The 22,901-nt window shown below is 60.5% G+C and carries 16 protein-coding genes; 11 read left to right on the top strand and 5 right to left on the bottom strand.

Annotation, left to right across the window (positions count from 1 at the left end):
• Window position 1: 1 nt before the first annotated feature.
• The 3 genes from NW804_RS04575 to NW804_RS04565 are packed head-to-tail and all read right to left on the bottom strand — an operon-like array spanning window position 2 to window position 3,135.
• Window positions 2-1,102, bottom strand: coding sequence for a diguanylate cyclase (locus NW804_RS04575; protein WP_414422967.1), 1,101 nt, complete (start codon window positions 1,100-1,102; stop codon window positions 2-4).
• Between the two features lie 19 nt (window positions 1,103-1,121).
• On the bottom strand, window positions 1,122-2,012 hold the full coding sequence (gene btpA / locus NW804_RS04570; RefSeq protein ID WP_414406263.1) for a photosystem I biogenesis protein BtpA: 891 nt from the start codon (window positions 2,010-2,012) through the stop codon (window positions 1,122-1,124).
• Between the two features lie 22 nt (window positions 2,013-2,034).
• Window positions 2,035-3,135 carry a quinone-dependent dihydroorotate dehydrogenase gene (locus tag NW804_RS04565; RefSeq protein ID WP_414422991.1) on the bottom strand — a complete coding sequence of 367 codons (1,101 nt, stop codon included), beginning with the start codon at window positions 3,133-3,135 and terminating at the stop codon, window positions 2,035-2,037.
• A gap of 155 nt (window positions 3,136-3,290) precedes the next feature.
• On the opposite strand from NW804_RS04565, the gene uvrC reads away from it, so the two are divergent.
• Window positions 3,291-5,174, top strand: coding sequence for an excinuclease ABC subunit UvrC (gene uvrC / locus NW804_RS04560; protein WP_414422966.1), 1,884 nt, complete (start codon window positions 3,291-3,293; stop codon window positions 5,172-5,174).
• A gap of 53 nt (window positions 5,175-5,227) precedes the next feature.
• Window positions 5,228-6,898, top strand: coding sequence for an NAD+ synthase (locus NW804_RS04555; protein ID WP_414422965.1), 1,671 nt, complete (start codon window positions 5,228-5,230; stop codon window positions 6,896-6,898).
• Window positions 6,899-6,954: 56 nt separating this feature from the next.
• On the opposite strand, the gene NW804_RS04550 is transcribed toward NW804_RS04555, so the two are convergent.
• Complete coding sequence (locus NW804_RS04550; RefSeq protein ID WP_414395779.1) at window positions 6,955-7,110, bottom strand: chlorophyll a/b-binding protein; 156 nt, start codon at window positions 7,108-7,110, stop codon at window positions 6,955-6,957.
• A 519-nt stretch (window positions 7,111-7,629) separates the two neighbouring features.
• Between NW804_RS04550 and NW804_RS04545 the strand changes: the two genes are divergently transcribed.
• The 9 genes from NW804_RS04545 (at window position 7,630) to carA (ending at window position 21,379) form a co-directional block, all read left to right on the top strand.
• Window positions 7,630-7,851 carry a photosystem I reaction center subunit IV gene (locus NW804_RS04545; protein WP_414395781.1) on the top strand — a complete coding sequence of 74 codons (222 nt, stop codon included), beginning with the start codon at window positions 7,630-7,632 and terminating at the stop codon, window positions 7,849-7,851.
• Between the two features lie 14 nt (window positions 7,852-7,865).
• A complete protein-coding gene (locus tag NW804_RS04540) occupies window positions 7,866-8,699 on the top strand; it encodes a DNA-formamidopyrimidine glycosylase (RefSeq protein WP_414422964.1) in 834 nt (277 codons plus the stop codon).
• Window positions 8,700-8,735: 36 nt separating this feature from the next.
• Complete coding sequence (locus NW804_RS04535) at window positions 8,736-9,332, top strand: pentapeptide repeat-containing protein (protein WP_414406267.1); 597 nt, start codon at window positions 8,736-8,738, stop codon at window positions 9,330-9,332.
• Window positions 9,333-9,418: 86 nt separating this feature from the next.
• Window positions 9,419-10,015, top strand: coding sequence for a response regulator transcription factor (locus tag NW804_RS04530; protein ID WP_414419907.1), 597 nt, complete (start codon window positions 9,419-9,421; stop codon window positions 10,013-10,015).
• 101 nt (window positions 10,016-10,116) lie between these two features.
• Window positions 10,117-17,547 carry a hormogonium polysaccharide biosynthesis protein HpsA gene (gene hpsA / locus NW804_RS04525; RefSeq protein WP_414422963.1) on the top strand — a complete coding sequence of 2,477 codons (7,431 nt, stop codon included), beginning with the start codon at window positions 10,117-10,119 and terminating at the stop codon, window positions 17,545-17,547.
• 57 nt (window positions 17,548-17,604) lie between these two features.
• The gene (locus tag NW804_RS04520; RefSeq protein WP_414422962.1) at window positions 17,605-18,330 is read left to right on the top strand and encodes a prepilin-type N-terminal cleavage/methylation domain-containing protein; all 726 of its coding nucleotides are present in this window, start codon (window positions 17,605-17,607) and stop codon (window positions 18,328-18,330) included.
• Window positions 18,331-18,400: 70 nt separating this feature from the next.
• Window positions 18,401-19,540, top strand: coding sequence for a type II secretion system protein J (locus tag NW804_RS04515; protein WP_414422961.1), 1,140 nt, complete (start codon window positions 18,401-18,403; stop codon window positions 19,538-19,540).
• Between the two features lie 5 nt (window positions 19,541-19,545).
• Window positions 19,546-20,106 carry a Tfp pilus assembly protein FimT/FimU gene (locus tag NW804_RS04510; protein WP_414422960.1) on the top strand — a complete coding sequence of 187 codons (561 nt, stop codon included), beginning with the start codon at window positions 19,546-19,548 and terminating at the stop codon, window positions 20,104-20,106.
• A gap of 73 nt (window positions 20,107-20,179) precedes the next feature.
• Window positions 20,180-21,379: a glutamine-hydrolyzing carbamoyl-phosphate synthase small subunit gene (carA, locus tag NW804_RS04505; protein ID WP_414422959.1), complete on the top strand. Its 1,200-nt coding sequence runs from the start codon at window positions 20,180-20,182 to the stop codon at window positions 21,377-21,379.
• Here carA and NW804_RS04500 read toward each other — a convergent pair.
• A complete protein-coding gene (locus NW804_RS04500) occupies window positions 21,368-22,891 on the bottom strand; it encodes a UDP-N-acetylmuramoyl-L-alanyl-D-glutamate--2,6-diaminopimelate ligase (protein WP_414422958.1) in 1,524 nt (507 codons plus the stop codon). The two genes, carA and NW804_RS04500, sit on opposite strands and share 12 nt — an antisense overlap.
• Between the last annotated feature and the right edge of the window lie 10 nt (window positions 22,892-22,901).

The following is a 22,901-nucleotide window of genomic DNA, read 5'->3' as shown; positions in this document are numbered from 1 at the left end:
CTCAGAGGAATCCCCTCCCCGCCTCCTCCGACGTATTCCCCGAAAAGGGTGCTGGTGGCCAGAAAAGCTGCAGCCGGTTGCGTCCTGCCCGTTTGGCTTGGTAGAGGGCCTCATCGGCTTGCTGGAGGGCAACCTCTGGCGGCAGGGGGTGATCTTCGCTAATCACGACCCCGCCAATGCTGATGGTTACGGGCAGTCTGCGACGGGGTGAAACCTCAACGGGACGGCTGGCGATAGCCTGGCGCAGCGACTCAGCATACCGTTGACAGCGCGAGGGGCTTAGACCAGGGGTAACGCAGACAAATTCCTCCCCGCCGTAGCGGTAGAGCAGGCTGGAGGGGCGGAGGTGCTGCTGCAGCCGTTCAACAATGGCCTGGAGGACGCAGTCGCCGATGAAGTGGCCGTAGGTGTCGTTGATCTGCTTGAAGTGATCCACATCCAGCATCAATAGGCAGAGGTAGCGGTAGCGGGCTTTCCCTTGCGGCCCCACCTGCTGCAGCAAACGGGGCAGTGCCTGGTCAAGGGCGCGGCGGTTCAAGGCTCCAGTCAAGGGATCCGTCAAAGCCAGAGACTCCAACAGCTCGTTGCGGGCTTGCAGTTGTCGGTTGGCCTGAGCCAAAGCTTGGACAAGCCGCTGTAAACGCAGCCCTGCCTGCACCCGTGCCCGCAGTTCCTCAGGAGCCACCGGCTTGGCGATAAACTCATCTGCCCCCGCCTCCAACCCCTGAAGGCAATCCTTGAGTTCAGAGCGGGCCGTGAGGAAAATGAAGTAGACAAACTGGCCAGCGGTGGATCCCTTGAGACGGCGACAGAACTCCAGCCCTGACAGCTTGGGCATCACCCAATCGCAGATCACCATATCCGGCCACTGGCTTTCGTCGAGCGCCTGCAGCTGCTCCCAGGCCATCTGGCCATCTTCCCAGGTTTCCACCTGGTAGCCACAGGCTTTGAGAACCCCGCCCACGAAGCAGCGAGTCACCGAATCGTCGTCGACGACCCAAAGGCGGGGAACCTGATCCTTAAGCTGGCTCCATGCCTTCTCCTCCAGGGACTCAAGTACTGGACTAGAAGAATCCCCGCCCCTGTAGTCAGACGGCAGCATGAGGAGAAACCCCCAAAGTCTAGCTACAACTAGAAGTAGGGGTGGCTAAGTAGGTAGAGGCAGGGGGGCCCTCCCCCACCGCCTGCTGCAACGCCTCTACAAATTCCCGCACCCGAATGGGGTCAATGAGGGGGAAAAGCTCTGCATGGCCTGTCAGCATACCCCCAGAACGAGCCAGCCGCTTGAGGGAACTGGCCACGATCACTCCATCGGCGTGCTGGATGAGGGTGCCGATGTTCTCAGCGGTGGCCCCTGAGCCAATGAGAAGGGGTACCTGAGGAGCAACTTGGCGGGCTAGCTTTAGATCTTCTAGAAGAGGCGGCTTGCCGGTCGCCTCGCCGGAGACGATGATGGCATCGGCAAGACCTCGCTCCACTGTATCCAGGATAGCCGCCTCAAGGCTAATGGGGCCGAGAGGTTGGGCGTGCTTTACCAGCACATCGGCGAAGATTTTAATGTCTTGGGCCCCTAGCTCGCGGCGGTAGCGCAGCAAGCGGTAGGCATTCCCCTCGATGAGGCCCTGGTCGGTCACCATTGCCCCGCAGAGGATGTTGACGCGGATAAACTGCGCTCCCACACAGGCGGCAATGGCTAGAGCGCTACAGCCATCGTTGCGCAGGACGTTGATCCCGATGGGCAGGGAGACCAACGTCTTAATCCGCTGGACAACTACCGTCATGGCGCTCACCACCGCCGCGTCTACCTGATCCTTGGCAAAAGGGGCATCGTAGAAGTTCTCGACCAGGATCCCGTGAACGCCCCCTGCAGCCAAGGCCGTGGCGGCCTGTTCCGCTTGGGCAATAACCTGCTCCAGGTTGCCGCCCCAACGGGGGGAGGTGGGCAGCGGCAACAGATGGACCACTCCGATAACGGGATGGGAAGTTTTGAAAAGGTGTTGCAGCAGGCTCACCGGCAGGCTCCCTTGGGGATCCTTAACCAACAATCTTACGCCCGGATGGGATCGAGCAGGCTCCCTGCCGGCTAGCAGCAAGGCCGCGCAGCAGGCGAGGAACCAGGCTTGGCCCTTCATAGATCCAACCGGTATAGACCTGGAGCAAACTGGCGCCGGCAGCAAGCTTCTCCAGGGCGTCGTCTAGGGTAAAGATGCCCCCCACGCCGATAATGGGCAGCTGTCCCCCCGTGGCCTGGTGGATGTAGCGGATGATCTGGGTGGAGCGCTCTCGCAGCGGGGCGCCGCTGATGCCGCCGGCTGCTGTTGTCAAAGGCCCTAGACCAGGGAGGAAGCGGGTTTTCAGGTTGTCGCGGCGCAGAGTGGTGTTGGTGGCGATGATCCCAGCCAGGCCGTAGGCTTGAGCTAGCTCCAGAATGGCGTCAATCTCTGGCCAGTCTAGGTCGGGGGCAATCTTGACCAGAAGAGGCTTCTTGGCTTGGTTTTCCTCTTGGAGAGCGGCCAGGATGGGCTCCAGGTGCTCGGCAGCCTGCAGGGATCGCAAGCCTGGCGTGTTAGGGGAGCTGACGTTAACCACAAAATAGTCCCCCAGCTCCCGCAGCACCCGAAAGCTGGCCAGGTAGTCGGTGGCGGCGGCTTCCAGCGGCGTGGCTTTGCCTTTGCCCAGGTTGACGCCAATGGGGATAAGACGTTGACGCAGCCGGCGCAGCCGTTCGGCCAAAGCTGCTGCTCCCTGGTTATTGAAGCCCATGCAATTGAGGGCAGCCCGATCCTGGGGCAGCCGAAATAGGCGCGGCTTTGGATTGCCTGGCTGGGGCTGGGGAGTGACGGTGCCCACCTCCACAAAGCCAAAGCCCAGGTGGGGCCAGACTCCCAAAGCTACGCCGTCCTTATCCAAGCCTGCAGCGAGACCCAGGGGATTGGGAAAGCTCAGCCCCCACAGCCGCACCTCCAAGCAGGGATCCCGATAGCAGAAGAGGCGTTCCAAAAGACTCAAGATCCCCGTGGCCTGGGTAACATCTAGCCACTCCAAGGTGCGTAGGAGCGCCACCTTGAGGGTTTCTGGGTCAGCCCTTAGCCCGGAAAACAGTAGCGGCTGCAGCAGATCCCGGTACAGATTCACCCCTAAACCCCTCTTTGCCAAGCCATATTACCTGAGCCAGCTCGCTTGCACTCCGCGGTGCAGGGCTGTTGCTAGATTGGGGTTACAGTTTTGACTCCCCTCCTTCCGCCGGAAAAGGGGATGGGGGCAAAACCAGGATCCCTGAGGCTAGCGCTATGACTATCCCTCTCATCCAAAGCCCAGAGCTTCTGGAGAGTCGGCTCAAGGAGATCCCGGCTGAGCCTGGTGTCTACCTCATGCGAGATGCCAGCGATCAAATCCTCTATGTGGGCAAATCTAAGAAGCTGCGCTCCAGGGTGCGATCCTATTTTCGCTGCCTTGGGGATCTCCCCCCTCGCATTCAGCGCATGGTAGCCCAGGTGTGCGAGATCGAGTTCATTGTAACTGATAACGAGAGTGAGGCCCTGGCTCTAGAAGACAATCTGATTAAAACCTATCAGCCACCCTACAATGTTCTCCTCAAAGAGGATAAGAAGTACCCCTATTTGTGCATTACATGGTCAGAGCCTTACCCTCAGATTTACATTACCCGCCACCGCCGTCTCGACCGAAATCAAGATAAGTACTACGGGCCCTATACCGATGTAGGCCTGCTGCGGTACACCCTTGGGCTAGTGAAGCGGATTTTTCCCTTGCGCCAGCGTCCCAAGCCACTTTACAAAGACCGCCCCTGTTTGAACTACGACATCGGGCGTTGCCCTGGTGTCTGTCAGGGCTTGATCAGCCCCGAGGAGTATCGCAAGACCGTTGCTCAAGTGGCGATGATCTTCCAGGGGCAGACGGACGAGCTCATCCGGGAGTTGAAGGAGAAAATGGCCCAGGCGGCCGAGCAAGAAAATTACGAGGCAGCAGCGCGGTATCGGGATCAAATCCGCGGCCTAGAACAGTTGGGCGAATCCCAGAAGGTGTCTTTGCCCAACTCGACAGTTAGCCGCGATGCTCTGGCCTTGGCGATGGACGACTCGCGGGCTTGTATTCAGTTGTTTCAGGTGCGAGCGGGCAAGCTGGTGGGTCGGCTGGGGTTTGTGGCCGAAAACCGGGGCGACGATCCAGCCCTGATTTTGCAGCGGGTTTTGCAGGAGCATTACCAGTACTGCGATCCGGTGGAAATTCCCTCGGAAATCTTGACGCAGTACGAGCTGCCGGATCGCGATTTTCTCGAGTCTTGGCTAAGCCAAAAAAAGGGGCGCAAAGTCAGTCTCATTGCCCCCCAGCGGCAAAGTAAAGCCGAGCTGATTGAACTGGTGGAGCGGAACGCCCAGCTGGAGCTAGCCCGCAGCCAGCGCTTGGCAGACCGGGAGGCAGCAGCCCTGGAGCGCTTGGCAGAAGTTTTGGATCTGCCGTCAGCCCCCCGCCGCCTGGAAGCCTACGATATTTCCCACATTCAGGGATCCGATGCGGTGGGCAGCCAGGTGGTGTTTATCGACGGCCTGCCAGCCAAGCAGCACTACCGCCGCTACAAGATTCGCAACCCCGAGGTGCGTCCTGGCCACTCCGACGATTTTGCCAGCCATGCCGAGGTGGCGCGGCGTCGCTTTAGCAAAATGACCCCTGAGGATCAGCCGGACTTGGTGCTCATCGACGGGGGCAAAGGGCAACTGGCCGCGGTGATGGCTGTTCTGGCGGAGCTGGGGCTAGATCACCTGCCGGTCATTGCCTTGGCCAAGCGGGAGGAGGAAATCTTTCGGCCTGGGGATCCCGAGCCGCTGCGGCTGCCGCCCCAAGATCCAGCTCGCCTGCTATTGCAGCGCCTACGGGATGAGGCCCACCGCTTTGCCCTTGCCTACCATCGCCAGCAGCGGAAACTGCGCCAACAGGCTTCTGTTCTGGAGGAGATCCCTGGCCTAGGCAAGCAGCGCCAAAAGCTGCTCATGGAGGCGTTTCGCTCCCTTGCCCGCATTCAAGTGGCCACCGAAGAGCAGTTGGCCCAGGTGCCAGGCATTGGCCCCAAGCTGGCCCGCCAGATTTACCGCTACTTCCACCCAGACGCCGAAACCGAGTTGCCGGCAACAGCGCAACCCGCCTCTAGCCAAACCTAAGTCTGAGCTGGCGTATCATCGTGGAGTCCGCCATTCTCGGCTAAGGGAGCCAAGTGAAGGTAGCGCTGTTGCAACTTAACTATACCGTTGGCGATCTCAGCGGCAATGCCGAGCGCATCCGTGCGGCGGTTGAGGCAGCAGCAGCCAAGGGGGCAGAGCTGGCGATTACTTCTGAGCTGGCCTTGTTGGGGTACCCGCCCCGGGACCTGCTGCTCTACCCTGCTCTAGTCGAGAGGGCAGGCCAAGTTTTGCAGCAGTTGGCTGACCGGCTGCGGGATAGCATTCCGGTGGTGGTGGGATCCGTGCAGCCCAACCCCCTGCCGGAGGGGCGGCCTCTCTACAACGCCGCGGCCTGGCTAGAGGGGGGGCAGATCCGCCACTGGTTCCAGAAGTCGCTTTTGCCCACCTACGATGTCTTCGACGAAGACCGCTACTTTGAGCCGGGATCCCAGCCCCAGCCCGTCCAGTACGGCGGCTATCGCCTGGGTTTCACCATCTGTGAAGACATCTGGAACGACCGCGACTTCTGGCAGCACCGCCGCTACCACCGGGATCCGGTAGACGAGATGGCCCGCTGCGGCGCCGATTTGCTCATCAATCTGTCGGCCTCGCCTTTTAGCCTGGGCAAGCAGAAATTGCGGGTGGAAATGCTGGGATCCCTGGCCCGCAAGCACGCCCTGCCCATCCTCTATGTCAACCAGGTGGGGGGCAACGACGACCTCATTTTCGACGGGGCCAGTTGCGCCCTAGACTGCCGGGGCCGGGTGGTGGCCCAAGCCGCTGCCTTTCAGCCGGACTGCCTGATTGTGGATGTGGAGGCACTGGTTCATCCTCCTAAGGAAGGCCCGGAAGCTCAGGGATCCCGCTGGCCAACGGAGCCGGAAGCAGAGCTCTACGAGGCGCTGGTCTTGGGCACCCGCGACTACGTCAGCAAATGCGGCTTTCGCGAGGTGTTGCTGGGCCTGTCGGGGGGGATTGACTCAGCGGTAACTGCCGTCATTGCCGCAGACGCCCTAGGTCCAGAGCGGGTGCTGGGGGTGCTCATGCCCTCTCCCTATTCCAGCCCAGGCAGCCTGACGGACGCCTACCAACTGGCGCAGAACCTGGGGATCCCTACCCTGAAGCTGCCCATCCAGTCGATTATGGAGAGCTACCAGCACCTCCTGGCAGAGCCCTTCGCCGGCCTGCCCCCCGACATCACGGAAGAGAACCTGCAGTCGCGCATTCGCGGCACCCTGCTCATGGCCCTCTCCAACAAGTTTGGCCGGCTGCTCTTGACCACGGGCAACAAGTCGGAGCTGGCGGTGGGCTACTGCACCATCTACGGGGATATGTCCGGCGGCCTGGCCGTGATTTCCGATGTGCCCAAAACCTGGGTCTACCGCCTGGCCCGCTGGATCAACCGCCACCAGGAACGGATTCCCCTCCCCATCCTCACCAAGCCCCCCTCAGCAGAGCTGCGGCCCGGCCAGAAAGATAGCGACAGCCTGCCTCCCTACGACTTGCTGGACGCTATTCTCCAGCGGCACATCGAACAGCACCAGTCGGCCGCTGAGCTGGTGGCCCAGGGGTTTGACCCTGACACGGTGCAGCAGGTGCTGTGGCTGGTGCAGAATGCTGAGTTCAAGCGCCACCAGGCTCCCCCTGGCCTACGGGTTACCGATCGAGCCTTTGGCACCGGCTGGCGCATGCCGATTGCCAAGCGCCAAGAAGGGATCAGCTAAAGAACAAAGAGCCTGCTCCACGGCAGGCTTGATCTGGTGCTAGGGCCTGAGGGGGATCACTGAATGAGACCTAGCCAGGAGGCGACGCCTTGGCCTGTTACCGCTTCGATGACAATGGCCAGCACAAAGCCAATCATAGCTGCGCGGCCGTTGAGGCGCTCGGCGTACTCGTTAAAGCCAAACTTGGGCTCAGACAGGTTGGGGTTGGACATGGAAACCTCCACGAGCGGCACCTGCCCTTCAGTATACTTTGCATTTCTTCACGATCGCAACCTCAGCCGCTTCTCGCCTTAGGGGCTAGGCTTTGCCTTCCCTGTTACAAAAATTCGGAAATCGCAGCCTTCTTGCCGACTAGGGATCTCCTCTAGTCCTTGATTCACCAGACAATTGGCCACTTTGTGGCATAACCAACCTTCTGCCTTGACGTAGATGGGCTGAGCTAGTAGGCTTGCAAGTACATCTTTTCTGGGAGGCACTTTGCCTAGGCTAAAGTTGGCTCCGTCTTTAGCCGGTGTGCCTTATGTGGGCAAGGAGCACCTACCTGCAGCTCGCGGGGAAGTTACGCCTGTGGAGATCCCTCTGGCGGGGTGGTAGGGGTGGGCTCTGCCACTAGCCATGGGTCGCTGAAGCAGGAAGAAAGGCTCAACGCCGAGCGAAAGTCTGCTTTTGCCCGGGGCTGTATAAGTCTTTCAGAGCGGTAATCTGAAGGGCAGGTAATGGAGAAAACCTCTATGGCGATTCAGCGCGGTGCCAAAGTCCGTGTCTTGCGGAAAGAATCCTACTGGTATCGGGATGTGGGGACAGTTGCGGCGGTGGATACCAGCGGCATTCTCTACCCGGTGATCGTCCGCTTTGACAAGGTTAACTACTACAACATCAACACCAACAACTTCCGCGAAGACGAGCTGGAAGTGGTGGAGGAGCCCAAGCCTAAAGCCGCTTCCAAAAAGTAAACCCAAGCCCTCCCGTGCCCGAGCTGCCGGAGGTTGAAACCGTCAGGCAGGATCTGCAGTGCCTGACTCTTGGCCTGCGCATCCTGGCGGCAGAAGTGCTTCTTCCTCGCACCTTGGCCTACCCCGGCCAAGAGGAGTTTGTGCGGGGGCTGGCTGGCGCCTATTTGACCCAGTGGCGGCGTCGGGGCAAGTATCTTCTGGGATCCCTGGACTCCGGAGCGGTTCTCGGCGTGCACCTAGGCATGACGGGGCAGTTGCTCTGGGTTCAGGGATCCGCGCCTTTGCCAGCCCATACCCGGGTTCGACTGCGCCTGGAGCAGGGGTGGGAGCTGCGCTTTGTGGACCCGCGTACCTTTGGCCAGATGTGGTTGGTGCCTGCCGGGGTGGAGCCGGAGGCGGTGATCACGGCTTTGCAGAGGCTGGGGCCGGAGCCGTTTTCGCCCGCCTTTTCAGAAACCTATTTCCAAGCCGCCTTGCGGAAAAGCCGCCGCCCCATCAAAGCCGCCCTGCTGGATCAGTCGCTGCTAGCGGGAGTGGGCAACATCTACGCCGACGAAGCCCTGTTTTTGAGCGGCATCCACCCCTTGACACCTGCCTCGCAGCTTTCCGACGCTGCCAAGAGCCGCCTGCGAGAAGCCTTGATCCGGGTGTTGCAAGCGGGGCTGGAGCAGCGGGGCACCACCCTGCGCGATTACCGGGATCTGCGGGGGCTCAACGGCAACTACCAGGGTCAGGCGTGGGTATATGGTCGAGAAGGGGATCCCTGTCGCCTGTGTGGCACCCCGATTCAGCGGATCAAGCTGGCAAGCCGCTCAGCTTACTTTTGCCCCCACTGCCAGCCGCCTTGAGGGCAGACCTCTGGTGAACGGTTCCCCGTGAAGAAGATGGCCTGGCCTCGGTCTTGGGGCAGTCTCAGTCTCCTCGCCCTGTGGGGGATGGGGATCCCGGCACCTCCAGCTTTTGCCCAACTGGAGCTTGAGGCCCAACTGGGTCGATCCCAAGTCGTTCTTCCTGGCCGAGATTGCCCCGCCTGCGATCTGACGGGAGCCGTACTGGCGGGAGTGGATTTGCGGGGGGCCAACCTGAAAGAAGCCATCCTCAAGCAGGCCAATCTACAAGCTGCCAACCTCTCCCAGGCCATCCTCAACTTGGCCGACTTGCGCGGCGCCAACCTGAGCAGCGCGGATCAGGGGGGAGCCTTTTTGTGGGAAGCGGATCTCAGCCGAGCCAACCTGCAGCAGGCCAATCTCACAGGGGCCAATCTTCAGGTAGCTAACCTCAGCGAAGCCGATTTGCGCGGGGCTGTTCTTGCCGGCGCCGACCTGACGAGAGCCAACCTGCGCCAGGCCGATCTGCGCGGGGCCGACCTGCGGGGAGCTTTTCTGGAAGAAGCCGATCTGACCGGTGCCCTGTACAATGCTCAGACCCGGCTGGATCCCACCTTCAACCCCAAGACCCGCGGCATGGTCTTTGTAAAATAGCTCCTCTCCAGGCTGGGGGTGAGGGCACTTTATTGGGGATCCCTCTTTTGGGCAGATTAAGTTGTGCCCTCTTCCTCCGGGATCCTATGATTTCTCCTGTGCGCGTGCTCATTGCCGACGACCATCCTCTGTTTCGGCTAGGGATGAGGTTTGCCCTGGAAGCCCAGGGGTTTGTGGTGGTAGCCGAGGCCGAGACCGGATCCCAGGCTGTTGAGTACTGCCGCCACCACCCCGTCGACGTGGCCCTTTTGGATGTGCGCATGCCTGGTGGGGACGGGATCGCTGCCTGCCAGCAGATTGTCGAGCTGGGCCTGCCGGTGGTGGTGGTGATGATGACGACTTTTCACGAGCCGGCCCTAATCGAAGCAGCGCGGCGGGCGGGGGCCAAAGGCTACCTCTCCAAAGAAACCGAGCCGGCGGAATTGGCCCGCGTTATCCGCCAGATCTTAGCCAACCCCGACCACGACTGGCTGCCCGCCCCCCAGGAGCTGCCCAGGCTTACCCCCCGCGAGCTATGCGTGCTGCAACTGATGAAGGAGGGCCTAGCCAACAAACAAATTGCTCGCCGCCTTGGCATTAGCGTCGAAACCGTGAAAGAGTACGCCAGCGCTGTCTACCGCAAGTTGGACGCCACCGACCGCGTCACCGCCCTGCTCAAAGCGCAGCAACTGGGGATTCTGTAAAAAACAGGCTGGCACCTCCCCCCAGAGGTGGGGATGGCTGAGACTCGGGATCCCTTGCATACTGTTGCTATCTTGGCACTCGCATACTCCGGGATACAGCCATGTCTGCTCCTTCCCCGCTGTTGCTCAAACTTGTCCTGCGCTTGCTCAGCTCTCTGAAGATCCCGGTGGATCGGGGCAGGATCCGCGAGCGCGGCTTTGTGCTGCCAGTGGCGATTTTAATCGTGCTGGTGCTGAGCTTGGTAACGGTGGGGTTGCTCACTCGATCTACCCAGCGCACCATCCAAACCCAGGTGGAGCGGGCGGAGCAGACGGTTAGCCGACAACTGAATGCCGCCATCGACCGGGCCAGGGCCAAGATCGACAACCTGATTCGGGATCGCCGCCTGCCCAACAGTGCCCCCACCGATGCCCAATTCACCTCTGCGCTGCTCAACGATGGCGCATTGGTGCCTGCAGAGCCCTCGGATCCCTATACCCTTCCCGATGAGCGGCGCTTTTTGCTGAACTACAGCGCCCTTGTTCGGGATCCCCAGGATCAGAGCCGGGGAATTGAAGTGCAGCGGCAAGCCCCAGTCTGGTGGTTCTTGGTGGATACCGACAACAACGGGATCGACGACTCCGTTACCGCCTACACCATTCTGTACAACCGCCGAGCGCCGGTTACGGGGCAAACGAACCTCCAGGACTTTCAGGAAAACATTTCCGATACTGAGCGGGCGCGGCGGCTGCTGATCCGCAGTGGGCCACTGCAGGGTTCGGCCTTGGCGGGGTGTACCGATTCTCCGGCTGAACAGACGGTCAACCCCAACGTGGGGGATTGGTTCCAGGTCGGCACGGCGCTGTACAAGCCCTTCCAGGTCTTTGCCGTCACCCTGCCGATTCAAGGCGCCGACTCCACCACCCGCGCCGTTTCGGCTTTGCAATTTCAGCAAGATCGGCGGCGGGATCTGCTCAACAAGTGGGGGGTCTTTAGCCGCGGCGATGTAGAGTTCTTCTTCACCCCCGGCTACAACTGGAACGGCGCCATCTACGCTGGGGGCAGCCTCTTTTTCCGGTATGGCTCCAACAACTTGTTCCGGGCTTTCGCCATCAGCTCGGAGCACTCCTGCTTCTACATGCCCGCTGACAACTCTGAGATCACTGCCTTTGGAGAGCTGGTGGCAGGGGCCATTGGCTACGCCGGCCAGCAGGTGAGCGACAACCTCATCTTCGATGCCCACCCCGGTGTGCCAGGTAGGGCACCTAGTACGTCCCGTCTGAATAACCTCAACTTTGATTCAGTTCAGAACAATGAAGATCCGGAAAAGATAGCTCTGGATCCGCTGGAGCTCCAGCTTTTTGGCCGCATTCGCACCCGCGGAACCTATGCACCGGATCCAGCGGGATGGTCGGTCTCCCCAATTAATGCCAAGCAGGGAGGACGAGTTAAAGCCGGTGGCTTTCAATCAGAAAGAGACCAGGTCTGCCCTCCCTATGTAGACGATGTCTATCGGGCCGACAACCGCTTTGGCCCCAAGGCCAGCTATGACCGCCCACCGGTCGAACCTGACCCGCAGAGGGGCTGCGACGTGGACACCTTTGCGCAAAGGTATCGTGCTAAGGCCGGTGATCCCATTCCTGCCGATGCCAGGAACAACCAGAGGGAATCTCTAACCGAGGACAACCCACCCCCAGGCGCCCTTTCCGAGGTGGGCTTGGATGGCTATTGGGAGCGGCGGGCCCGTGTGGAAGGTCTGCGGGTGATCGTGGGCCAGCGGCTGGAGCTAACCCGCACCGATTCTTTGCCTTTGCCTTTGGTGCCGCCTGGGGATCCCAACGATCCCACCAAGCTGCAGGCCATTTTCATCAGCAACGAGGCGCGGCAACGCCTAACGCTACGGGATAACCCAGCGGCAGTGCAGGCCACGGCCGTTTACCACTACAGCCATGAGCAGGGGCGCTTTCCCATTGCCTGCTTGGCCACGGTGGCTCACCCCGGCACTCCCTGGAGCTTGCAGCGGGCTTCTACGTTTCCCGCGGGTGACCAGAGCAACCAACTGGGTATCAACTTCTTTACCGGCGAGGGCACCAACGTTTGGGAATATGATCCCACGCCAATGAAAGAGCAGCTACGGCCTGGCACCCCACTGTGGACGGCGCTAACCAACCTGGCCAATTTTGCTGGCGATCCCGACGGGGCCTACCCACCTAAGCAAGAGCCGGGCCGCATTCATCCGGATCCGTTCATCACCGCCTTTGGCAACTTCTCCGAGCTGCGGCGGGCGATTGATCTGGTCAACCGAGGCACCTCTGTTGACCAACTGAGCCTAGCCGACCAAACCACGCTGCAAACGGCAGGCTGCATGCTGGGCATGCTGGCCGACAACATCCTGCGCATTCGGGATGCCGCCAATGCCAGCAAGCCTGATCCCACAGCTCAAATCCTTTTGAACGACATCCAAGCCAGCCGAGCTGGGAACCGAGAAGCGGCCAACCGGTTTTATCTGCCGCTGCGCTACATCTTCCCCCGCGAGACCTTTTACCACAGCGTGCCCCCCAACCCCAACGATCCCCTTGAAGATGAGCGGAGGCGGGCCTACCCCTTCTTACGGGAGTTACCGTTCTTAGGATCACAGCAAAGAGGATCAGTAACCTACCGAACCCTTTGCGATCCCTCAACGTGCAACCTGGACAACCTAGGAGATCTGGAACTGATAAGGCTGAGGCCCCAGCCTAAGATCAACGCCTGGACCTTGCCCAATGCTCGTTTAGAGGAATGCCCCAGAAGCCCAGTACTTGGCAACCACCCCAACAGCAACCGATTTGAGTTAATTCGGATTGGCGACGAGTGCTACCGCGTGCCCTTCAAAGATTCCGTCTTTTACGATGGCCGCGAGGCGATGGCAGTGCGGGCCCTCAACATCGACCTGGCCCTGCTGACCAACAACGTCAACGGACAGGCCAGGGGGTTGATTAACGGGGACACTTGGCTGCCTGCCGGTGTGCAAGAAGGCCGCGAGGGTGGCATTTTCTACGCCTTCCGGGAAGATGCGGTACGGGAGGATGCCATTGCCCGCCCACCCTTGGGCACTTTTAATAACTACCTAACCAGATGGCGCAACGCAAACGCCCGCGGCACTTTGGGCAGCGCCGGCATCATGAACGCTGGTCAGCCAGGTCGCGGCACGGCGAATGGTCAAACGGTCTGGGATCCCCCTGTTTCCAATGCCGGACTTAGCCCTAAGCCGGTGGACTACTACGCGGATCCGGATCGGCGGCCCTACGGCTTCCGGCTGCGCAACGGGGCGGTGCTGGCCCGGGGTGGGTTCAACCCTGACGACGCGATCTTTGGCTTGTCTTTTATTTCCGACAACCCTGTTTACATCCAAGGGGACTTTAACCTGCACCAGACGAGGAACGAGCGGCGGCTGGAGGAGTTCAAAACTCTCCTCAACTTCGGGGCGGATGGCCTCTACAGCAACTTCTACGGGCGGCGGCGGGACAATGACAATGAAGACCGGCGCTTTGCCCGGGCGGCGGAGGATCTCTGGCGGCCCAGCGAGGTCTTGGGCGACTCGGTGAACATTCTCTCTGCCGACTTCTGCGATGGCAGCATTGATGATGCCTTTGTCCAGGATGGCACCCTCAATGGCGGCGGCGTTAACTACAACCCCAGGCAGGACTACAACGGTGGGCGCGCATCAGCCCCTCGGCGGTGGGATTACTACGGCTGTCTCAGGGGTGAGAACGACAGGGATAACCTGGGATTCAACACCTCCTTCCTCAACCAAGCGCTGGTAATCCGCGGCAACAACTGGCCGGCTCCGAGCCCCAGTAGGCCTGGTGCAGGTGTCCTCCGGTTCGACAACACCGACCGAGCCCAGAAGTTGGTTGACGAGTTCGAGCGCAACGTGCGGCGGCCAGGCTGGCCAGAGGTGTTTGCCCGCGACACCATCTTTGCTCGCCGAGGTAGCACCGATAGAAACTCCAATGAAGCCGACTGGACAGCAGGCGGTGGCGTGCCGGAGGTGCGGCTTCTGCGGGCACCCGACAGGGGCTCACCCGATCTCAGGAATCCAGGCTATGCCGACTTTGGAGTGCGCATCTCGGCTCTAGGCAACCCGGTGTTGGATACCTCCCGCTGGCTGTTGATAGCTCCTCTCCAGCCTTGTCCCCTCCCTCCAGGAGGCGGCCTGTTGGCCGAGTACTACAACGGCTGGCTGACTAGCCCGCAGAACCTGTACAACCGCGAAACAGGGTTTGCAAACACCGACGTTGAAGTCTCTGTCTCTGAGCTTCTGAGAGCTCCAGATGCTAACTTGCCCTACCTGCGGGCGGTGCGCTGGCCGGATCCAATCTATCCTGTTCAGCATTGGAGGCTTGGCGTTCCAGATGAATCCTTCATGAGAGAAGAAGACCAGGGAGGACCAAAGTGCGATCCCTCAGGTGATTGGAACACTCCATACGACGAGCGAGCCTCACGGTGGTGGGCCTGCATTCGGGACGCTTTGGAAACAGATAAAGATGGCCAGGTTTCCGGCTGGCAGCCAGATAGTTTTGCCCGCTGGGTCAGCGGTACCAATCTGCCGGTTTGGGGTGGGTTCTACTACCTGTTTGCCAACCAGGAATATATAAGCACCAACTCACCCTTCCTCTGGCCCTGGTGGGGTGGAGAGCTGAATGCTCAACCCGCTCTTCCCAAGGCTGACTTTTTGTGGATGCCAAAGTGCAGCGAGCCGGATATGGATCCGCCTCAACCCGCTGATGCTCTAGACATAGACAGGGGCAACATAGGCTTCTGGCGCTCCTGCTGGCGGCGCAGAGGAGGATCATGGGGAAGTGGCAACAGCTGGGGCAACGACCTTTTCGTGGTGCGCTGGGTCGGGGAGCTGTATCCCCGTTGGCCTGGGGTTGCCACCTACAACCTCAACACCGACGATGGAGGCCGGATCATCATCCGCAGGAACCCTGCCTATAGGCTTGGAGAAGGCGAGCCAACACCCTTCTTTCAAGGTTTTTACCTCAACGCAGGCGACACCTTTCTGAACACGACAGGAGACGAAAACCCAGACAACGATGCTGTTGGCGTCGAGGCGTGGCGGGATAGCGACAACAACCAGGTGAGCTTCCGGCTGGAGCTGCAATGTGCAGACCCTGAGCGGCCTTCTCCCTACCTAGTGGAGATCCAAGCTTACGAGAACGAGGGCAATGCTTTTGTCCGCCTTACAACCCAGGGAGATGGGCATCCTCTGGAAAACTACGACCTGCGCTACCTCAAGCCCTTGCAGCCAGTCAACAAGCCATGCCAGCCGGATCCTCGGGTGGATCTTAAGCCTAACCAGGCGTATTGCCAGACCTGCGAGCCCATCTGGGATCCCCCCTGCCCGACCGATATCTGTCAGCCTGTAACCATTACCCAAACAGCAAGCTTGCCTGCTTACTGCCCAGGCAAGCCACCATCACCTCGACAGGTTACCTGCCAACCTCCGGGGGCTACTTGCACCTCTACAAAATGGACTCCTGCGTGCACGCCAGCCGACGGCGGCCAGACAATAACTCAGAGCCGCACCGTGACCTGCACCTCAAGCTGCGGAACCACCACTACTATAGAAACCCAAACGGTTACTTGCCCGCAGATTTGCAACTACAGCTGGGGCCCTTGGACGCCGGCTAGTTGCAATGAGGTCATCGACCAAATCGCCTGTGGCACAGTCAAAAGGTTTGACCAAAGCCAGACAGGCTACCTCATTGCCAACGCTAGCAGCCCAGGCTGCCCAGCCACCGAAACGAAGACGAAACCTTCAGGCTTAAGATGTCAACGCAATTGCGGGCCGAGCACCTTTGCCCCAGAAGCTCCCCTCAAGAGCCCTCTGGGCGAGTGGCTAGCCGTTAAGCCCAACACGGTGGAGCTGCGCCCTGTTCAGGAAGTGCAGGCGGATCCGGAGCTCGAGACAGTCAGCGTGCACAGTGTGGCCAAGGCTTCTACTGAAGGTGTAACCATCGCCCTGGAGCCGCAGCTCTCGCCAGTGCTAGAGGTGAAAGCAGGGGTGCCCAAGCCGCCCAGGTGGCTTAGCCCTGCTGAGGCTTTGCAGGCGGCCTTCAATTGGATATTTGGTGAGCCGGCTCATGCTGCCCGTCGGGGTTTGGTAAGGGGTGGCGTCCTCTCTGAGTCCATTTCTCAGCCCAACCGCGAACCCGGCATCCGTCCGGCTATCATAGAGCCCCGCCTAGAAGGCTCGTTTGCGAGGGGAAGCCCGGAGTGGGCCCGACAGCTAAGGCGCAAACTCCTTAGCGAGGATTTAAGGCGCAAAGGTCTTATTGGCGGCAATGAAGACGTAGTCTGCCCCTCTGAGGATCAAGGTCCAGATACTGACGGCGGCTTCTGGGTGCCGGGCGTGTTCCGCCCCAACTTCAACGACCGCTTCCGCTACGAGGCCTACACCGCCGCTAGCCGCCCCAGCACGTTGCGCATCAAAGACTGGAACAGAGACGGCCAACTGAACTTCCGGGACGAAGACGGCGACGGCGTTCGCGACTCCAACGAGCCTTGGGATGTACTGGATCGGGATCCGCTGTTTGGGCAGGACTTAGATCCTGGAAGGCAAGGACTAGAAATCCAGCCCCAAATGGTGTTGAACCCCTACGCTTGGGTAAACGAAGGTGACACTCAGAACTACTCTCCAAGCTCCAGCTATCGCAATGGTTACTACATCGATACCCAAGGAAACGAAGACATCCGCAACGGCCTGTGCTTCTACGTCAGGCTATATGAAGATGAAAGAGGAACCAAGAGGGTTCAGGTTCAGATCGATCGCAACGGCCCCACAATAAGGGACGGTGACTTTCGCACTGATGATACCGCCGCCTTTGCTTGGGTGGATGTGGAGGCGTTGACGCTGGACCTGAACAGGCCCGCCACTGGCTTTGCTGGGGACAACCCGGTGCTGGGAGTGATCCTGGATGAGGTGACCCGGCGGCCCATTCCCATTCCCCGCTTCCAAGGGCTGGCTTCAACCGATGTGAACCAGCGCCGCCGCAACGACACTGGCGAAAACAACCATCAACTGCAGCCAGCTAGGGAAACGCGGGTGAATGCCACTGCCATCAGTGGTACCCTGCCCTCGCGGTTGGATCAAACTGCCGGCGGCATGCACAACTTCCTGCGGCTCAACGAGCTGTGGAGAGATGTCAACCTCTTCTTTAGCGGCTCGATGATCCAGCTCAACTACAGCACCTACGCCACCGGCCCCTTCCTACAGCACAGCTTCGAGCCGCCCAGCCTAGTGTCAGATCCAACCTTTGTGCGGGGCTTCGACTACTACTTCCCACCCAATCGCCGCTTCGGCTATGACGTGGGCTTGCAAATTGCCCGCCGCCCCGGCCCTGTGTCGTCCCGCTTCCAATTCCCCTCCAACACGCGCACCGAGTTCTTGCGGGAGCTAGATCCACAAGATCCGTACGTGCGGCGGCTGCGCTGCGCACTCCAGAATCAGCCGGGTGTGCAGTTGGATCCGTCTGCCCGGATTGGTGGCTGCGAGGAGTTTAACTGATATTGACCTGGCCGGTCAGGGGCAGATTTAGGGTAGGGGCAGAAGAGGGAGGGATCCATGAACAAGTGGCGGCTTTGGCAGCAACACCAAGCAGAGGGTTTCACCCTCATTGAAGTCTTGGCTTCGGTCGTCCTCGTGGCCCTGGCCATGGCCGCCCTGGCCCCTACCCTCACGGTAATTGCTTACCGGCGCGCCATGAGCGAGCGGGTGGAGCTGGCCAGCCGCCTAGCCCAGGAAGAGGTAGACCGCATCCGCACTCTGGTGGATATCGAGCTGGCTGCCAACCCTCGCGCTTTTCAGAATTCGGCTCAACTGGCCCGTCTGCCCAAGGTGGGAGCCAACCCGCTGGCAAATACCCCACCTCCTACCGATATGGACACAGATGGGAACAACTATTCCATTCGCGTGGCTCGGGTCCAAGTGCCGGGGCGTAACCCTGAAGAATACGTCATCCAAACCTTCCGCGACGCAGGGGCACCTTGCATCGACCGCCGTGAAAACAGGGTCATTGAGGGGGTGCCCTGCAGCTTTCGCATGGGGGTGAGGGTTTACCACCGCTTTTCTTTTGATCCAAACACTCGCCGAGCGCTGCCTGGCTTGAGGGCGGAGGTGGTTTCGGCTAACCAGAACTTGGCCAATGCCGATGTCTGGCTCTTTCCACTAGCCACCTCCTTTGTAGAAGTTAACCCTGCTGCCAACTTGGGAGATGTTTGCCGGCAGATAGCCATTGCCAGAGGCGAGAATCCCAACCAGAGGTGCCGGGCTTTCCCCTTGCCTAACTGACCTGCTGTACCCTGAGGTAGAGCCTAAGTTCCTTCCTGCAAAACCTGTTGAAAGATGGAGGTGTTGGCCTGTGTTGATCTTTCGCCGCCAAGCCAGCAGAGGGTTTACCCTCATTGAGCTGTTGGTCTCACTGCTGGTTGCCTCCATCTTTCTCCTGGCCACCGCGATGATTGTCATCGAGACGATGCGGCTGGATCGGGAAGAGACGGGCCGCACCCAGGTGCAGGCGGAGCTGACCCAGGCCATGGAATATATCCAGCAGGATCTGGCAGAAGCTCTCTACATTTACAACGACACCGAACAGCCTAGCGGAGACGGGATCCCGGACGTCATTCAACGGCTCTACGCGCCGGGCTGGATCCGCCGGCCCGATGACGCTATCCCGGTTGTTGCCTTTTGGAAGCTAGAGCCGATCCCGCAGGGATGCTACGAGGGCAACCCCACCTTGCAAGATATTCGAAGAGGCAATGCTACCCTACCAAACCAGCCACCTCCCGAGTTCCCGCGCGATCAGAACGGCAGAAATGCGGATTGGGACACTCTTGTCAGCCGCCGCGGCATCTACACCCTGGTGGTGTACTACCTACGCCGCAACTACAACAACGCCGGCAACCCAACGGGGCGCACTCCCTGGGAAGGCAACGCGCGGATCGACCGTTTTGAGTTGCAACCCTTCAACACTGAGGGTCAAAATAACTGCGCCGGGCGCAGCCCATTCTTTAGGGTTGATCCCGATCCTTTCCGGGAGGGTTTTCTTGCCTGGCCCTCTCAGCAGGCTCTGCAAAGGCTCGAGCAGGAGGGAACACCCCAGGAGCGTATTGCCGATGCAGGCAATCAAGGCCCCCGCCTGACAACTCTGGTCTCCAACATCTTCAGCAGCCGGGAGGGAAGTCCGCAGGTTGCACCCGCTTGCCCGCAGGGCTATGCCTTTGGTGGCGGCAGGCCCAACGGCGTCACCTTCCCAGGGCTGGGAGATAACGAAAACGACGTGGGCTTCTATGTCTGCGTGCGGCAAAGCGTCGGCGCTGACCGACCGCAGGATGTGATCATCAACATCACCGCCACGGCCATGGAGCGGGCCAACCCTGGCCTTTTCCGTCGCTACATCCAAGATGCCACCAGCGTCGATATCTCAGAGGTGTCGCGCTACTTGCTGCCAATGCAAACACGGGTTCTTGCCCGCGGTGTTATCAACCGTCAGCTCTCCTAGGGGGAATGTCCACCATGTTGGCCTTGGAGAAAAAAGCAATTGGCCGAGCTCAGCCTTTTCGATCCCGGGGCTTTACGCTGACAGAAGTCCTAGCGGTGGTGGTCATCATCGGCATTCTGGCCGGGCTGGCGGTTCCTTCTGGGATCAACATCTGGGCGCGGATCCAACTGGAGGATGCCCAAAACAAGGTGGAGCGCGCTCTACGCACCGCCCGCACTAACGCCAAAGCCTCTCTCCAAGGTCGTGCTTGGGTGGTTGGGATCGACAATGCGGATCCAAGGGTTCCCACGCTAGTGATCCAAGACGAGGAAGGTCGTTGTGATGAGCCTACCCCCTGTCAGCGGGTGCGCCTGAATAACTTTGTAACGGTACGCAACAACTTCCCTGATGGCAGAGCTGTTTTCGACTCGGAAGGGCGAGCGCGTCAGCTAGGACGCTTTGTGGTCAGCAGCGCCTACTCCCAGGGCGAAAACCGCTGCGTGGTGGTGAGCACTTTGATCGGCACTCTTCGCAAGGACAACAATCCGGAGTGTGGCAATGTAACCAGCGAGCCAGAGGAAGGATAGCTGGGGTAGGATGGTCAGGCCGTGGCTGAAAGGTTGCCAGGCTCCTGTCCTAAGCTGCCGTAGGTCATTGGCTATGCTTACCTCTTCCCCAACTCTTGAAGCTCCAGAAAAAGTCTTCCCCTGGCAAGCTCGTCAGCCGGCTCTGCTCGTGCTGGCCGATGGCACTTCCTTTGCCGGCTGGTCCTTTGGGGCAGCGGGCACGGCGGTAGGTGAGGTGGTGTTCAACACGGGCATGACCGGCTACCAGGAGGTGATGACCGATCCCAGCTACCGGGGGCAGATTGTGACCTTTACCTGCCCTGAGCTGGGAAACACCGGAGTCAATGAGCTGGATCAAGAATCGGCCCGGCCCCAGGTCGCGGGAGTGATTGCCCGCAACGTGTCTCGCCTAGCTAGCTCCTGGCGGGCCATGGGGACGCTGCCTGACTACCTCAAACAGCATGGAATCCCGGCCATTGCCGGGGTGGATACGCGGGCTTTGACGCGGCGGCTGCGCTCCCAGGGGGTGATGAATGGAGCTATTTCGACCGAGATCCTGGACCCGCAGGCGTTGCTGGAGCAGGTGCGCCAAGCCCCTTCCATGCAGGGGCTAAGCCTGGCGGCAGAGGTTACAACGCCCAAGCCTTACGAGTGGCTGGAGCCCACCCCTGCCGACTGGGACTATGGCCGCAGCCAAGGGATCCCGGTCCCAGATCCCCCCTTGCGGGTGGTGGCGCTAGATTTTGGCATCAAGCGCAATATCTTGCGCCGCCTAGCTCGCTACGGCTGCCGGGTGGTGGTGTTGCCGGCCCACGCCACTCCTGAGGAGATCTTGAGTTACAACCCCGACGGGATCCTTCTCTCCAACGGGCCTGGGGATCCGGCGGCAGAGACCGCGGCCATCCGCACCGCCCAGGCGCTGCTGCAAAGCGGGAAGCCCTTGTTTGGGATTTGCCTGGGCCACCAGATCCTCAGCCTAGCCCTCGGAGGATCCACCTACAAGCTCAAGTTTGGCCACCGCGGCCTCAACCATCCCTGTGGGCTAGAGCGGCAAGTGGAAATCACCAGCCAAAACCATGGGTTTGCAGTAGACGCTGCTTCGATCCCGGCTGAGGACGTGGAGATCACCTACCTCAACTTAAATGACCGCACGGTGGCCGGGATCCGCCACCGCCAGTTGCCCCTCTTTTCGGTGCAGTACCACCCAGAGGCCAGCCCCGGCCCTCACGATGCCGATCACCTCTTCCGCGAGTTTGTGGAGCTGATGCTGCAGCACCGCCGTTTAGCGGGATAGATGGGCTAGACGCAGAGCAAGGGCCTCGCGCGCTTCTTCCCGGTCGTCAAAGGGAATCTTCTCAGTGCCTAGGATCTGGTAGTCTTCGTGGCCTTTACCGGCAATGACCACCGTATCCCCTGGCTGAGCTTCGAGGATGGCTAGACGAATGGCCTGCCGCCGATCCACCTCCACGGCCCAGGGGGCTCCAGGGATCCCAGCCAAGATATCCCGCAGGATTTGTTGGGGATCTTCAGTGCGCGGGTTATCTGAGGTCACGATCACCTGATCTGCCCAGGTGGCGGCAATGCGGCCCATCTGCGGGCGCTTACCCCGGTCGCGATCTCCACCACAGCCAAAGACGCAGATCAGCCGGCCTTGAACTTGCGGGCGCAGCGCCTTGAGCAGGTTTTCCAGCCCATCGGGGGTGTGGGCATAGTCCACGATTACCGTGATGTCCTGCCCTGGCAGGCTCACCCGCTCCATTCGCCCCGGTACTCCGGGAAAACGGGGCAAGGCCGACTGGATGGCCTCAGGGGGGATCCCCAGGTGCAGTGCTACCCCTACTGCCGCCAGCAAGTTGGAAAGGTTGAAGGATCCCACCAGGGGCGCCTCCACAGCAAAGCTGCCCATAGGGGTGTGCAGGGTTGCCTTGAGGCCGGTGGGATGTAGGTGAACTTGGCTGGGCCATAGGCCGGGGATCCCTTCTAGGGGCTTAAGGGAATAGGCCCAGGGCTCCAGAGAGGCTGAAATGGCTCCAAGCAGCCGCCGTCCGCCCGCGTCGTCGGCATTGACCACTGCCCGCCCCTGCAAATACTCTGGCCGGAAGAGGGTGGCCTTGGCCTGCCAGTAGTTCTCCATGCTGCCGTGGAAATCCAGGTGATCTTGGGTGAGGTTGGTCCAGACGGCAGCGGCAAAGGCACAGCCCCACGCCCGATCCTGGGCCAAAGCGTGAGAGCTCACCTCCATCACCGCCACCTCGGCGCCGGCTTCCTTGGCCTGTCTCAGGCTGCGCTGCAGCTCTAGGGGAAACAGGGTGGTGTGGGGTGTAACTTCATAGTGGCCTGGCCAGCGGTTGTAGAGGGTGCCCAGCAGGGCTACAGGACGGCCAGCAGCCTGCAGCAGATGCTCGATGAGATGGGTGGTGGTGGTCTTGCCGTTGGTGCCAGTTACCCCCACTAGGATCAGTTGGCGAGCTGGAAAACCGTAGAAGGCCGCCGCCACCTGGGCCACGGCTTTGTTGAGGCCGACGCGAGGCAAAACCAGAAGGGGCTGACTCCCCCATTCAGCCTCTCCGCTAACCTTCTTCCAAGCCTCCTGGGAAAGAAGGGCCGCTACCGCTCCTCTAGTGAGCGCTTCCCCGACAAACTCGCCGCCATCGACGCGGGATCCCAGCATCCCCAAAAACAGATCCCCCGCCTGCACCTGGCGGGAATCGGCGCAGAGGCCTTTTACCCACACCCCCTCTAGGGATCCCTGGACCAATTGGGGTTGGATTCCGGCCTGTTCTAGCAATTGACCCAGACTTCTCATGCTTTTGCCA

Source organism: Synechococcus sp. WC10meta (assembly GCF_047461475.1).
The sequence above is the reverse complement of the archived record's forward strand: the minus strand, read 5'-3'. Positions and strand labels throughout refer to the sequence as shown.

Bases quoted from the DNA above. Each gene is read 5' to 3' on its own strand.
- NW804_RS04520 (WP_414422962.1), top strand. From the start codon at position 17,605: ATGAACAAGTGGCGGCTTTGGCAGCAACACCAAGCAGAGGGTTTCACC.
- NW804_RS04550 (WP_414395779.1), bottom strand. From the start codon at position 7,110: ATGTCCAACCCCAACCTGTCTGAGCCCAAGTTTGGCTTTAACGAGTAC.
- NW804_RS04535 (WP_414406267.1), top strand. From the start codon at position 8,736: ATGGCCTGGCCTCGGTCTTGGGGCAGTCTCAGTCTCCTCGCCCTGTGG.
- NW804_RS04545 (WP_414395781.1), top strand. From the start codon at position 7,630: ATGGCGATTCAGCGCGGTGCCAAAGTCCGTGTCTTGCGGAAAGAATCC.
- NW804_RS04575 (WP_414422967.1), bottom strand. From the start codon at position 1,102: ATGCTGCCGTCTGACTACAGGGGCGGGGATTCTTCTAGTCCAGTACTT.
- NW804_RS04530 (WP_414419907.1), top strand. From the start codon at position 9,419: ATGATTTCTCCTGTGCGCGTGCTCATTGCCGACGACCATCCTCTGTTT.
- carA (WP_414422959.1), top strand. From the start codon at position 20,180: ATGCTTACCTCTTCCCCAACTCTTGAAGCTCCAGAAAAAGTCTTCCCC.
- NW804_RS04510 (WP_414422960.1), top strand. From the start codon at position 19,546: ATGTCCACCATGTTGGCCTTGGAGAAAAAAGCAATTGGCCGAGCTCAG.
- hpsA (WP_414422963.1), top strand. From the start codon at position 10,117: ATGTCTGCTCCTTCCCCGCTGTTGCTCAAACTTGTCCTGCGCTTGCTC.
- NW804_RS04500 (WP_414422958.1), bottom strand. From the start codon at position 22,891: ATGAGAAGTCTGGGTCAATTGCTAGAACAGGCCGGAATCCAACCCCAA.
- uvrC (WP_414422966.1), top strand. From the start codon at position 3,291: ATGACTATCCCTCTCATCCAAAGCCCAGAGCTTCTGGAGAGTCGGCTC.